General features: G+C 63.6%; 14 protein-coding genes. 7 read left to right on the plus strand and 7 right to left on the minus strand.

Features of this window, described 5'->3' with window-relative positions; genetic code table 11:
• Nucleotides 1-3: 3 nt before the first annotated feature.
• From lptC to V6N07_RS09645, 5 genes are all read left to right on the plus strand, one after another.
• Nucleotides 4-606, plus strand: a complete 603-nt coding sequence (gene lptC / locus V6N07_RS09625; RefSeq protein ID WP_371155948.1) for an LPS export ABC transporter periplasmic protein LptC — start codon at nucleotides 4-6, stop codon at nucleotides 604-606.
• Nucleotides 607-615: 9 nt separating this feature from the next.
• On the plus strand, nucleotides 616-1,092 hold the full coding sequence (locus tag V6N07_RS09630) for an LptA/OstA family protein (RefSeq protein ID WP_371155950.1): 477 nt from the start codon (nucleotides 616-618) through the stop codon (nucleotides 1,090-1,092).
• Complete coding sequence (lptB, locus tag V6N07_RS09635) at nucleotides 1,089-1,856, plus strand: LPS export ABC transporter ATP-binding protein (RefSeq protein WP_371155952.1); 768 nt, start codon at nucleotides 1,089-1,091, stop codon at nucleotides 1,854-1,856. The genes V6N07_RS09630 and lptB overlap by 4 nt, the downstream gene beginning before the upstream one ends.
• A 190-nt stretch (nucleotides 1,857-2,046) precedes the next feature.
• The gene (gene hpf / locus V6N07_RS09640) at nucleotides 2,047-2,619 is read left to right on the plus strand and encodes a ribosome hibernation-promoting factor, HPF/YfiA family (RefSeq protein ID WP_371155954.1); all 573 of its coding nucleotides are present in this window, start codon (nucleotides 2,047-2,049) and stop codon (nucleotides 2,617-2,619) included.
• 34 nt (nucleotides 2,620-2,653) lie between these two features.
• Entirely contained in the window at nucleotides 2,654-3,118 is a 465-nt protein-coding gene (locus tag V6N07_RS09645) for a PTS sugar transporter subunit IIA (protein ID WP_371155956.1), read from the plus strand.
• Nucleotides 3,119-3,151: 33 nt separating this feature from the next.
• Here the strand turns inward: V6N07_RS09645 and V6N07_RS09650 are convergent, their stop codons facing one another.
• From V6N07_RS09650 to cysQ, 6 genes are all read right to left on the minus strand, one after another.
• Nucleotides 3,152-4,555: a nodulation protein NodH gene (locus V6N07_RS09650; protein WP_371155958.1), complete on the minus strand. Its 1,404-nt coding sequence runs from the start codon at nucleotides 4,553-4,555 to the stop codon at nucleotides 3,152-3,154.
• A complete protein-coding gene (locus tag V6N07_RS09655) occupies nucleotides 4,545-6,212 on the minus strand; it encodes a beta-1,6-N-acetylglucosaminyltransferase (RefSeq protein ID WP_371155960.1) in 1,668 nt (555 codons plus the stop codon). The genes V6N07_RS09650 and V6N07_RS09655 overlap by 11 nt, the downstream gene beginning before the upstream one ends.
• Complete coding sequence (locus tag V6N07_RS09660; RefSeq protein WP_371155962.1) at nucleotides 6,209-7,219, minus strand: glycosyltransferase family 2 protein; 1,011 nt, start codon at nucleotides 7,217-7,219, stop codon at nucleotides 6,209-6,211. Before V6N07_RS09660 ends, V6N07_RS09655 begins: the two co-directional genes overlap by 4 nt.
• Nucleotides 7,220-7,360: 141 nt before the next feature.
• On the minus strand, nucleotides 7,361-8,380 hold the full coding sequence (locus tag V6N07_RS09665; protein WP_371155964.1) for a glycosyltransferase family 2 protein: 1,020 nt from the start codon (nucleotides 8,378-8,380) through the stop codon (nucleotides 7,361-7,363).
• An 8-nt stretch (nucleotides 8,381-8,388) separates the two neighbouring features.
• Entirely contained in the window at nucleotides 8,389-9,282 is an 894-nt protein-coding gene (gene galU, locus V6N07_RS09670; RefSeq protein ID WP_371155966.1) for a UTP--glucose-1-phosphate uridylyltransferase GalU, read from the minus strand.
• Between the two features lie 164 nt (nucleotides 9,283-9,446).
• On the minus strand, nucleotides 9,447-10,244 hold the full coding sequence (gene cysQ, locus V6N07_RS09675) for a 3'(2'),5'-bisphosphate nucleotidase CysQ (protein ID WP_371155968.1): 798 nt from the start codon (nucleotides 10,242-10,244) through the stop codon (nucleotides 9,447-9,449).
• A gap of 122 nt (nucleotides 10,245-10,366) precedes the next feature.
• On the opposite strand from cysQ, the gene V6N07_RS09680 reads away from it, so the two are divergent.
• Complete coding sequence (locus V6N07_RS09680) at nucleotides 10,367-11,188, plus strand: ABC transporter permease (protein ID WP_371155970.1); 822 nt, start codon at nucleotides 10,367-10,369, stop codon at nucleotides 11,186-11,188.
• The gene (locus V6N07_RS09685; RefSeq protein WP_371155971.1) at nucleotides 11,185-11,775 is read left to right on the plus strand and encodes an SH3 domain-containing protein; all 591 of its coding nucleotides are present in this window, start codon (nucleotides 11,185-11,187) and stop codon (nucleotides 11,773-11,775) included. The genes V6N07_RS09680 and V6N07_RS09685 overlap by 4 nt, the downstream gene beginning before the upstream one ends.
• On the opposite strand, the gene V6N07_RS09690 is transcribed toward V6N07_RS09685, so the two are convergent.
• The gene (locus tag V6N07_RS09690; protein WP_371155973.1) at nucleotides 11,772-12,371 is read right to left on the minus strand and encodes an alpha-ketoglutarate-dependent dioxygenase AlkB; all 600 of its coding nucleotides are present in this window, start codon (nucleotides 12,369-12,371) and stop codon (nucleotides 11,772-11,774) included. The genes V6N07_RS09685 and V6N07_RS09690 overlap by 4 nt on opposite strands.
• Nucleotides 12,372-12,422 lie beyond the last annotated feature (51 nt).

Below are 12,422 nucleotides of genomic sequence, written 5' to 3' on the forward strand. Positions count from 1 at the left end.
GGCATGGTCACCGATCGATATCATACCCGCCTTGTCCGGGGTGCGCGCGTCGTTCTGCCCGTCGCGGCGATCGGGCTGTTGTCGACGCTGTTCCTGCTGGCCAGATCGGTCAATCCCGACGATGCGATCCCCTTCGCCGAGGTCGACGTCTCGATGCGCGCGCGCGATCAGCAACTGACGATGCCACGGTTTGCGGGTGTCTCGCGCGACGGCACAGAATTTGCGATGACCGCGGATCTGGCCCGGCCAGATGCCGATGATCCCAGGCGCATGACCGCGCAGGCAGTGATGCTGACCCTGCGCGATACGTCCGAGGCGACGGCGCAGATGACGGCCGACACGGCCGAGGTCGATACCGCGGCCCGACAACTGACGTTGGAGGGTGACGTGCGAATCGAGACCTCGACCGATTACCGGCTGCTGACCACGCGCCTGCAGGGCACCCTTGGCAGTCTGAACATCCGCGCGACCGAAGGTGTGACCGGTGACGGGCCCCTGGGCACCCTGCGCGCGGGGGCAATGTATCTGAACGAGGATGAGGACGGCGCCCAGCGGCTGCTGTTTACCGGTGGCGTCGACCTGCTATACGTTCCGCCAACCGAGTAGGATGTGCCGATGTTGACCCGAGTGTTTGCCCTGATCTGCCTGATCGCCGCGCCCGCGGCGGCGCAACAGGCGCAAGTCGGGTTCGGCGGCGGCAACCATGACACCTCCGCCCCTGTGGAAGTGGCCGCCGACAATCTGGAGGTCGATCAGGCCACGGGTCGCGCGACCCTGACCGGCAACGTGGTGGTGGCCCAGGGCGATCTGCGCCTGAGCGCGGGGCAGATCACCGTCGATTATGCTACAACCGGCGGCGACCGGCGGATCGAACAGTTGAACGCCAGCGGCGACGTGTTGATCGTCGCGGGCCCGGATGCCGCCGAGGGGCAGGAGGCGGTCTATGTGCTCGGCACCTCCGAGATTCTGCTGACCGGCGATGTGGTCGTCACGCAGGGCGGCAGCACGCTGGCCGGGGATCGTCTGGCCGTGAACCTGCAATCAGGCGCCGGAACCGTGACCGGTCGCGTGCGGACCACGTTGCAGCCGTGACCGAAGCACCGTCGGCGGATGCCCCCCACGTGATCGAGGGGGAAGGCGGGCTGCGCATCCGCAACCTCAAGAAGGCCTACAAGAAGCGCCCCGTCATCCGTGACGTGTCGATGGATCTGGCCCGGGGCGAGGTCGTCGCCCTGCTGGGGCCCAACGGGTCGGGCAAGACGACGACGTTCTATTGCATCGCCGGATTGGTGACCCCCGATGGCGGCAAGGTCTCGCTCGACGGTCGAGAGGTGACATGGCTGCCGATGTATCGCCGGGCCAAGGCGGGCATCGGCTATCTGCCGCAGGAGATGTCGATCTTTCGCGGGCTGACGGTCGAACAGAACATCATGGCCATCCTCGAAGTCGCCGAAGGCAAGCGCCATCGCCGCCGGGAACGGCTGGAAGAGCTGTTGGGCGAGTTTCATATCGAACACCTGCGCCGCGCCAGCGCGCTTGCCCTGTCGGGCGGGGAACGCCGCCGGGTGGAGATCGCGCGCTGCCTTGCCGCGAACCCCCGCTACCTCCTTCTGGACGAACCCTTCGCGGGCGTCGACCCGATCGCCGTCGGCGATATCCGCAACCTCGTGGTCGACCTGAAATCGCGGGGGATCGGTGTGCTGATCACCGATCACAACGTCCGCGAAACCCTCGAGATCGTGGACCGCGCATATATCCTTCATGATGGCGGGGTACTGATGTCGGGAACCCCGGACGAGGTCGTCGCCAATGACAATGTGCGCCGCGTCTATCTCGGCGAAAGCTTCTCCCGTTAAGGGGCGCACGGCGTTTTCGATTGACACGTCGCCGCTTCCGGCGCCCAATCAGCGGATGGAGCACCGCTCTCTCGTCCTTGTTTCGCACCCGCGAAACACATGCGACCACTACCGCGTGAGGCGCGGTCCGGTGCCCTGAGCTTCGACCCAAGTTCCACGAAGCTCACGAAAATACCCCGCAGGAGGACTCATGCGTTACCAGATCACCGGCAAGCAAATCGACATCGGCGAAGCACTTCAGACACACGTAAAGACGGAACTCGGCAGCGTTCTCGAGAAATACGCAGGCCGACCGACAGATGCCCAGGTGACGTTTTCCAAATCGGCGCATGAACATGTTTGCGAAGCCACGGTCCACCTGTCGACGGGCCTGACGGCCACGGCAAAGGGAAAGGCCGTCGAAATCTATGCGGCCTTCGATGCCGCCGGCGAAAAGCTGGACAAGCAATTGCGCCGCTACAAGCGTCGCCTCAAGAACCATCATCAGGAGCGGGCACAGCCGGTTGAAGTTTCCGGGGGCTCCTCGTATATCCTCGCCGCCGAAGCAGACGATTCAGAACCGGACAGCCTGAACCCGGTCATCGTTGCAGAGATGGAGACGAAGATCCCGGCATTGTCCGTAGGTGAGGCGGTCATGCAGATGGAGCTGGCCGGCGCGCCTGTTCTGATCTTCAAAAACGAAAAGGGAGGGGGGCTGAACGTGGTGTACCGGCGTGAAGACGGCAACGTCGGCTGGATAGACCCCGCAACAAGCACCCCATGATTTCGCCCGAATAGGCGAAGCGAGGATCAAGCGAATGCAGTTGAACGATATCCTGAGACAGGGCGCCGTGCGCGTCCTGCCCAAGGTCAACAGCAAGAAGCGGCTGTTCTGTGGCCTGGCCGACATCGCGCGCGATGTGCACGGCCTGAACCAGGCGGATGCCCTTGGTGCGCTGCAGGACCGCGAATCCCTCGGACCGACGGGCGTGGGCGACGGTGTCGCCCTGCCCCACGCGCGGCTTGACGGCTTGACGGATGTGCATGGCGTATTCGTGCGCCTTGAAACACCGCTCGATTTCGACGCCACGGATCGAAAGCCCGTCGACCTCGTGTTTGCCCTGTTCGCGCCCGAGGGCGCGGGTGTGGCACACCTCAAGGCACTGGCACTGGTCTCGCGCACCCTGCGGGACAGCTCTCTCTGCGCGAAACTGCGCGCCAACCATGACCCGTCCATTCTCTATACCGTTCTGACCGAAGCGCAGGCATCGCAGGCCGCCTGACGGGCGGATCGGTCCGGCCTCGACTGAACGTGACTAGCTGTTCTTCCAGCGTTTGAAGCCGAACTGCATGTAGTCGTGACGATAGGCCTCGACCGCCGCATCGTCGTGCGCATCCCGGTAGATATCCTTCAACGTCGGGCCGGCGTGATCCGCATCGGGGCTGAACACCTGCGGGGGACGTCCGGCCAGTATTGCCAACCTGTCCAGTTCCTCCTGCGCATCGAATTCGCGCAGGATGCGTTGCGGCAGGACGGCCTGCGCCTGACCGGCGAGGATCCCGGCCTGGCTGGCCCATTCCGGTGATACGGGCAAGGAGGATTGCCCACCAAGGTTTGCCCTGAGGAACCTCAGAAAGCCCAGAAACCCCTCTGCGTGGGCGTCGGCATCCGCGGTTTCGGGCAGGGTCACGGAATGCTGATTGGTCAGGATCCGGCGCAGGGTGTTCGCCTCGGGCCCCTTGCCGGTCAGAACCCTGCCCCATGCATCATACGCGCGGGCCAACGGATGCCGCACCACGCAGAAGGATACGAACCCCTTGGCCTTGCGCATCCATGGCCTGAGGGCGCGTTCCGTCATTCCGGTTTGCGGCGCCACGCCATCAAGCCGGGTCAGCCAGTCACGGATCGCCGCATCCGGCCCGCCGGGCACCGGAAGATACAGCAGCGGCGATCGTCCCGCGGCGACCAGCGTGCTGATCTCGGGGCCGCGCGGAGGTTCGAGGTTCACGGACCGGGACAGCAGAAACGGGTCGAGCGTGGCCAGATGCGCGCGCATCTCGTCAGGGTTGTCGACCTTCGCCTCGACGCTGCCGGGGTTCTGTTTCTTCAGCTTGCCCGGCACCGCCGCCAGACGGTCCTTCGATCCAAGGAAGGCCGCCAGACCGTTCAGAACCTCCAGATCGCCGATCTGATCATACCCGATCCAGAACGCGGATTGTCCCGTGACCTGCAACGCTCTCTGAATGCGGTCGCGGAACGCCCGCTGGCGCGCAAGTTCGGCATCGAACTCCGCCGCATCGAAATGCGCCAGCGCCGCCTTGGCCATCTTGGGGTTCGTCAGGCGCCACTGCCCGGTCTTTCGCGCGATGGCGAGGCTGACATAACTGTCCAGCGGATTGCGTGTCAGGATCACCTTGGCCGTGCGCGCATCCTGCAGGATCGGATCGACGACGCGCGGGTCATGATCGTGGAAGAACCGGAATCCGGGCAAGCCGTCCGTCTGTTCGCGAATGACATCGAGCAACGGCAGGGGATCCGCTTCGCGTAGCGCCATGGTCATCCCGAACAGCTCTTCGCGATTGTGCGCGCCCAGAAACACCGGATTGAAGATCTCGCCATAGCTGGTGACATCCGACAGGGTGTTCAGCGACTCCTCCAGGTGGTTGGATCCCGTGCGCATTTCCGCGAACAGGACGAATGCGTCGAACCTAGCGGCCATTCCGCCCCCCCGGTGTTGCCGTGAAATCCCCCATCACGACCGGTTTCATCCCGTCGTTGCGAAGCTGTTCGAGGAAGGCGGGAAAGCCCGTCAGGTCGCGCATCGGCGGCAGGTCCGTCACGCGGCGCGGCCCCGGGCCCGTGATCTCGTGCATGATACCGCGCATCCTGTCTCGTGGCTGCGCCACGAAGTCGGCAAGCGTCCAATGGTGCAACCGGGCGGCCGTGCCCGCGGATTGCAATGTCGCGGTCATGGCCGCATCGGCACGTTGCAGCCGCGCAGCCTCGGCCCGCATGTCGGCAAACGACAGGTCCGACAGGTGCAGCGGAACCGCCCATGCGCCGGTGATCACGCAGATCGTGGCATTCGGATCGCGCGCGATGAAATCGACCACCTCTGGCGTGTCGCCGGGGTGGTATTGGAATGTCTGCCTTTCGCTGCGCGTGGACCACAGCAGGTTCGTCAGGAACTGTTCGGGGCGATAGTCGCGCAATGTCGGATTGTCGGACAAACAGCCGTTGAACACACGCTCCGCCCCCGCGAACCGCGCACCATCGGGGTGAAACAATCGCCCGTGGACCCGGCCGCCGATCCGCCGTGCAAGCCATGCCCCGAACCCGTCGAACAGATCGTCGAAGCCGCAGAACACGTTGTAGCGGGCGGCCGTGATCCCGTTCTCGAAGCCTTGCCTCGGAAACCGTCCCTGGTTGTAGAGGCCCGGGCGTCCGACTGCGCGGCGCCCGTTTGCGCGGGAAAACACGCGGTCTATCTTGCCGGGGTTGGGTTCGGCCACCCTTCGTGACGGACGGTCCGCCGCCAGAAACGTGTCATACAATCCGTTCGCCTGCGGCCATATCTTGCGTGCGACGAAGCAATCGGACCGTTCCAGCAATTGCAGGTGATCGTCGTAGAAGATGTGCGGCTTTCCCTGAACATCGAACTTCGACAGGGTCAGCGACCGGCTTTCGATGCGGCGCGCATGGTTGCGCACCAAAGACTGAAAATAGCTTTCGTCCGGAATCCAGACCTTGCTGAAATAGGCATCGATCTCGGCCCGGTCCGGCGCCGTCAGGATCGCCTGCAGGGTCGTGCGGGTCAGGCACCACCACTGGCTGCCGAGGTGGGGCCTGACCGCCTCCGGTATCTTGCGCCGCACGCCCAGTTTGCGCTGCACCTCGGTATATCGGTCGAACAGTTTGCGTCGCTTGCGCCATGAGAACGGGAACCGCAGGGTGAACCGCTCCGCCTCCAGCCCGTCGATGGTCCATGTCGCCTCGTCGGTCGTCACGCTTTCGATGAAATCCGTATCCGGGTTTGCATCCAGATAGGCGCACAGCTCCGGGATCGGGCGCAGCGGCATGCAGGACCCGCTGGCAAGGTAGACGTGGCGGACATCGGGAAACGTCTGCAACAGACGCTCGGTCGCGACCTGTGTGGCCGCGACGAGGGACCACGTGCCCCATTCGACGCGCACCCGGCGCGAGAACCGGATCAGCGGATCGCCGGCGAACCGGTCGCGGAAGCCGCGGAACACCTTGCGCGTCACCTTGCCGTCGACATGGATCACCACCGGACAGCCGGCGGCGGCCCAATGGCGCGCCACCTGTTCCGCCCGGTCAAACGCCGTATGCACCAGCATGACAAATCCCAGGGTCATGCCCAGTTCCCCTTGCTGATCAGGCCCAGAATCTCCAACTGGCGCCAGTTGATGTAGCGTTCAGACCATTTGCACCAGAGGTTCGCGCCCGGGTCCAGTTCATCTGCATAGGTCTTGTATTCGTCGCTTGCGCGGTAATGCTCCTGCCGGGCGGCCTCCTCCTCGGCGCGGTCGACGAACAGGTTCAGGAACTTGGCATGCAACAGGACGCCGCTGGCCTTTTCGCCGCCTTTCTGGTCGTAGACCTGGTTCAACCCCCGCGGCAGAAGCGCATGGGTCGAAGACACGTAGACATAATCCCGCGTCCATTTCACCAGGGGTATCTTGTTGAGGGCAGGGGCCTGTTTCGGTCGGTCGGCAAAGAATTTGCGCGCGCGGACCCCGCCTTGGATCCACAGGTTGCCATACCTCGGATTGGGTTCGATCAGGTAATTCCCGGCATCGAACCACGAGGCGATCTCGAACGGGTTCCGACCCTCGGCATATGTCTGCGCGGCGATCGGCCCCTTGGGATACATGTCCAGAAGCATCGCGCCGAACGACCGGATCTGGCTTGCGTCCAGCCAGTCGGTCAATGCGCGCAGGGGGCGGGTGTCGCAGAACGGATAGACGAAGAACTCGTCCACATCGACGGTCAGGCACCAGTGTCGCGCGCCATGTTCCCGTTGCAGCCAGTTCAGCCAATCGACGCCGAAACCGGATTTCCGATAGCTGGCCGTCGTCGTCCAGACGGAAACATCGTCCTGTTCGGCAAGGTATTCGCGGGTGCCATCATCACTGTCGTTGTCGACGATCAGGAAGTGGTTCACGCCCAGCTTGCGGTAGTAATCTAGGAAGTAGGGCAGGCGGATACGTTCGTTCCGCATGGTCGAGAACAGCAGGATGTCGGGGCCGGAGATGCTGCGCGTATTGTTCCGCACGGACCTCAGCTGCCGCCGGCGCACAAAGGCCCGCGCGCGCCAGAATTTCCGGCGCCACCTCATCCGGTAGGAGGAGATCAACCCCATCGCAGCCCGCAACCCTCTTGCCTTCGGCGCTATGGAACCACCCCTTGCGCCCAATTGTCGATTGTTTCCGCCTATTTGCCAATTGCGGCCATCTTTGGGCTTTGTCGCAAGAAAATGTCCGGGGGCGTCGGGGTCCGGCGCTCATTCCCATCCGCCCCGCGACATCAGGCCCAAGGCCTCCAGCTGTTGCCAGCCTTCGTAGCGGGTGGATTGTGGGCACCACAGGGTCGGATCGCCAACAAGCGCGTCGTAATACCCCTGATAGAGTTCGGAGTTCTCGAAATGCTGTCGCCGGACCTGCTCCTCCTGCGATTTCTGAAGGATGTTCGGAAGGAACTTGCTGTGCAGCAGCACGCCTGTCGGGGCCTCCGACCCATCCTGCGCGTAGACGTGGTTCAACCGGCGCGGCAGGGCGGAATGCGTCGAGGTGACATAGGCGTAGTCACGGTGCCATCGGATCAGCGGCACCTTCGACAGCGTGGGCGCCCGCCGGGGGTCGGAGGCAAAGAACGCGCGCGCCCGCACGCCGCCCTGAATCCACAGGTTCTGAAGCTTGGGCTGACGGGTGATGACGTAGTTCCCGGCGTCGAAATAGGGCAACGTCCGGGTCGGGTCGTCGGTCGGCCGGTGCGTCGTCCGGCCAAGGGGGCCGCGTGGATAGAGATCCAGCATCAGGGCGCCCATGCTTTCGCGACCCTGCCAGTCCAGCCAGCCGGTCAGTGCGCGGAGATCGCGGGTCTCGTGGTGCGCATAGACGAACAGCTCATCCGCATCCAGCGTCAGACACCAGTGGCCGTGACCGTAGCGACGCATCAGAACGGTCAGCCAGTCGATACCGAAGCGGGACGCCTTGTACCCATGCGACGTGGACCACAGCGATACGTCAAGTTGGCCGGCCAGCCATTCGGCGCTTCCGTCATCGCTGTCGTTGTCGACGATCAGGAAATGCGACGCACCCAGCGCGCGGTGGTGATCGAGCCAGAACGGCAGGCGCAATCCTTCGTTGCGAACCGTCGCAAACACCAGGATCGCGCCGGGGGTGATGGATGCCGTGTGATCGGTCACCGGGTCAAGCTGTCCCCGCTTGCGCAGGGACCGCATCAGAAGACGGCGGCGACGCCAGCGCAGCTTGTAGGCTGTCCGCAGGTCGCCTCTCGCCATTCGGGGACCTATTCGGCGGCGGCCTGGATCGAGATGACGTCTGACATGAAATCCATCAACTCGTCGCGCAGGTCGGGCCGTGCCATCCCGAAGGCAACCGTCGCCTGCAGGAAACCCGCCTTGGAGCCGCAGTCGAACCGTTGGCCGTTGAAGCGGAAGCCGTGCACCTTCTGACCGTCGTCGATTTCCCTTGCGATGGCGTCGGTCAGCTGAATCTCGCCCCCGGCCCCTTCCTTCTTTTCGTTGAGTTGGGTCATCACCCGCGGGCTGAGGATATAGCGCCCGATCACGGCAAGGTTGGACGGCGCCGTGCCCGCCTTGGGCTTTTCCACCATTCCCCGGACCCGAAGGGTAGAGCCCGCGGTGTCCTCGACATCGAGGATGCCGTAGGACGAGGTCTTTTCAGGGGCCACTTCCATGGCGGCGACGACGCTGCCACCGGTTTCGGCAAAGGCTTCGACCATCTGCTGCAGACACGGCGTGTCGGCGGCGATCACATCGTCAGGCAGGATGACGGCAAAGGGTTCATCCCCCACCAGACGCCGCGCGCACCAGACCGCATGCCCCAGCCCGAGGGCCTGATGCTGCCGGATATAGGCGATCTGACCGGAATCCATGTAGGTATGGTGAAGCTCGGCCAGCAATTCATCCTTGCCACCATCCTTAAGCTTGCGTTCCAGCTCGGGGGAATGATCGAAGTAATCCTCCAACGCGGATTTTCCCCGCGCGGTGACGAAGATGAACTCTTCGATGCCGGCGGCGCGCGCTTCATCGATGGCGTATTGGATCAGGGGCCGGTCGACCAGCGTCATGATTTCCTTTGGCACCGATTTCGTCGCCGGCAGGAAACGCGTCCCGAGGCCCGCAACCGGAAAAATGGCCTTGGTAACTTTCTTTTCCATCAAAGTGCTTCCTTCAGTATTTCGGTGCTGGCTGACGCTGTTGCCGTCATGCGGTTGCGGTCCATGTCGCGTCGCGGCGGATCAAATATCCGCATTCTCTGCCGTGTCCCACGTGACCGTCAACCTTCCAAGGCTGGCGATACACCTCGGCAAAGGCTTGCCCATCAGGCCGGTGCCAGTGACACGCCCGGTGCATAGGCGATGAAGAAGGGGTTCTCGAACCCGGGTTTTCCATATGTCAGGGCCTGATGATCATCGAACCGCACGACCTTTCCGCCCGCACCTGAAAGCACCGCGTGACCCGCTGCGGTATCCCATTCCATCGTGCGGCCCAGACGCGGGTAGAGATCCGCCTCGCCCGTGGCGACAAGGCAGAACTTGAGAGAGGATCCGGCAGATTTCATGTCCGCCACGGCATAGCGGTTGATGTAGTCGTCGGTCGCCTGATCGCGGTGCGATTTGGATGCCACGACCAGAAGCGCATCGTTGTCGGGCGTCGAAACCCCGATCGGCGTCAGGTCGCCCGCGGCGTCCTTCCGGAACGGCCCCGTCTCTTCCACCGTCGTGCCATCCGCCCTGGTCCAGAACAGACGTTCGCGCGCGGGCGCATAGACGACGCCGCGGATCGGAATTCCGTCTTCGACCCATGCGATGTTCACGGTGAAATCGCCGCGCCGTTGCACGAACTCCTTGGTGCCATCCAGCGGATCGACGATGAAGAACGTCGTGGCGGATACAGTATGGGTGTCGGCCTGTTCTTCGGTGACGACGGGAACGTCCGGAAATGCGGCCGCCAGACCAGCCGAGATGATCGCATCCGCCGCTTCGTCGGCTGCCGTGACCGGGCTGTCGTCGGACTTGCTGCGCACTTCGAAATCCTCGCCGTCATAGATCTCCATGATCTTGTCGCCAGCCTCGAGCGAGAGACGACGCAGCGTCTCCATCATTCGGTCAAAATCCATGAGTATGTCTTCCCGTTAATATATCCGGAGGTAGTATCCGGTGAAAATCCGAAGGTCTTTGGCGCGTTGCCCGATTATGGTAGCCTGCCGGCACCCTTAGCAAGACGAGAAGGCAAACCAAGGTGTTTCGAGTTGAAAGACGACAGACCGCGCTGACCAGTGCGTTCACCCTGGTGGAACTGATCTTTCACGCCACCGTGCGCCAATCGCGCAAGGGGCATGGCAATGCGCTGCTCGCCCTCGGAATAAACGTCCTGCAGACCGTGATCTTCCTTGCTGCGTTCTTCATTCTGTTTTCCCTTCTGGGCATGCGCGGCAGCGCGATCAGGGGCGATTTCCTGTTGTACCTGATGTCGGGCATCTTCCTGTTCCTGACGCATATCAAGACGATCGGCGCGGTCTTCGGCGCCGAAGGCCCCGCATCCCCGATGATGAAACACGCGCCGATGAACACGGCCGTGGCCATCGCTGCCGCCGCCCTGTCGGCGCTGTATCTGCAGACCCTGTCGCTGGCCGTCGTGTTGTTCGCGGTCCACGTGGCGTGGCACCCGGTCTATATCTCGGACCCGACCGGATCGGCGATGATGTTCATGCTGGCTTGGTTTTCGGGCATCGGGATCGGCCTGATCCTGCTGGCGATCAAACCGTGGTTCCCGAACTTCGCCCAGATCGCCAATACGATCTATTCGCGGGCCAATATGGTGTTCTCGGGCAAGATGTTCGTTGCCAATTCCCTGCCGGGTGCGTGGCTGAGTTATTTCAGCTGGAACCCCCTGTTCCACACCATCGACCAGTCGCGTGGCTTCACCTTCGTGAACTACAACCCGCATTACACCAGCTGGACCTACCCGCTGATCCTGTCGCTGATATTGATCCTGATCGGCCTGATGGCGGAATTCTATACCAAGCGGCACGCCTCGCTTTCGTGGAACGCGGGTCGGTGAGGGCGCTTGCCGTCCTGTTGATCTGGCTGGCGGCCCCCGCTTTCGCGACGCAGGACGCATGGCCCGCCCTGTTCGACGTGACGGGCGTGGCGGTGAACGACGTGCTGAACATCCGCAGCGCCCCGGACGCGGGCGCCGCCATTCTCGGAACCCTCGCGCCGGACGCGACGGGGGTGGAGGTGATCGCCCCGAACGATACCGAGACATGGGGACAGGTGAACGTCGGTGAAGGCGTGGGGTGGGTGTCCCTGACGTTTCTCGACCGTCGTCCGGGACAGTGGACATACAGCCATCCGCAGGTGACCCGCTGTTTCGGGACGGAACCGTTCTGGACCCTGCATGTCGCGCCGCAGGCCGCGTTCCTCACCCCTGCCGGCACCACCCCGGGCACCCTGCGCAGCCGACAGACGCCGCTTGCGAACCTGACGCGTCATGGCCTGACCGTAGATCTGGCCGACCGGACCTTTCGCGGGGTCCTGATGCGCAACCGGTGTTCCGACGGCATGTCCGACCGGGCCTATGGGATCGAGGTCGTCGCCTTTCATGGCAACGAGATGCTGGCGGGTTGTTGCACGCTGGCACGCTAGCCGGCCACCCGCAGCGTCAGGTTGATCCGCCCCGGTGCATCCAGCAGGGTCGAGGTGCCGGGCGCGATCCGATCCACCCCGTGATAGGTCAGACGCGCGGCACCCCCCATGACGAGGACGTCACCGGACCGCAGCCAGAGGCTTTCGGTCCTGCCGCCCCGCTCCGTATTGCCGATACGGAACAGCGCATCGTCGCCCAACGAGATAGACACGACCGGCTGCGTCAGGTCCGCCTCGTCCCGATCCTGATGCAGGCCCATCCGCGCAGCCGGGGCGTACCAGTTGATCAGACAGGTATCCGGCGACCGGGCCTGTGGCACCACGGCATTCCAGACGGCAAGGATGCTGTCGGGGATCGGGGGCCATGGCATACCGCCGGGATGCATCGCCTGATAGCGATATCCACGCCGGTCCGTGACCCACCCCCGCGCCCCGGCCGAGGTCATGCGGACGGACATCGCCTGCCCCCGCGCCGTGACGGGTGCGAACAGGGGTGCGGCGCGCACCACGCGGCGCACGTCTGCAACCATGTCCCTTTGGGCCGTCGCACCGAGCATTCCGTCGAATATGCGAAAGCCCCTGATTTCGCGTGCCACGCTTTCCGTCAATTTGAGTCCCTTCACATCCTTGCGACCCCAAAACCCCCT

Origin of the sequence: Jannaschia sp. 2305UL9-9 (genome assembly GCF_041403465.1) — a bacterium.
Lineage (GTDB): Bacteria > Pseudomonadota > Alphaproteobacteria > Rhodobacterales > Rhodobacteraceae > Jannaschia.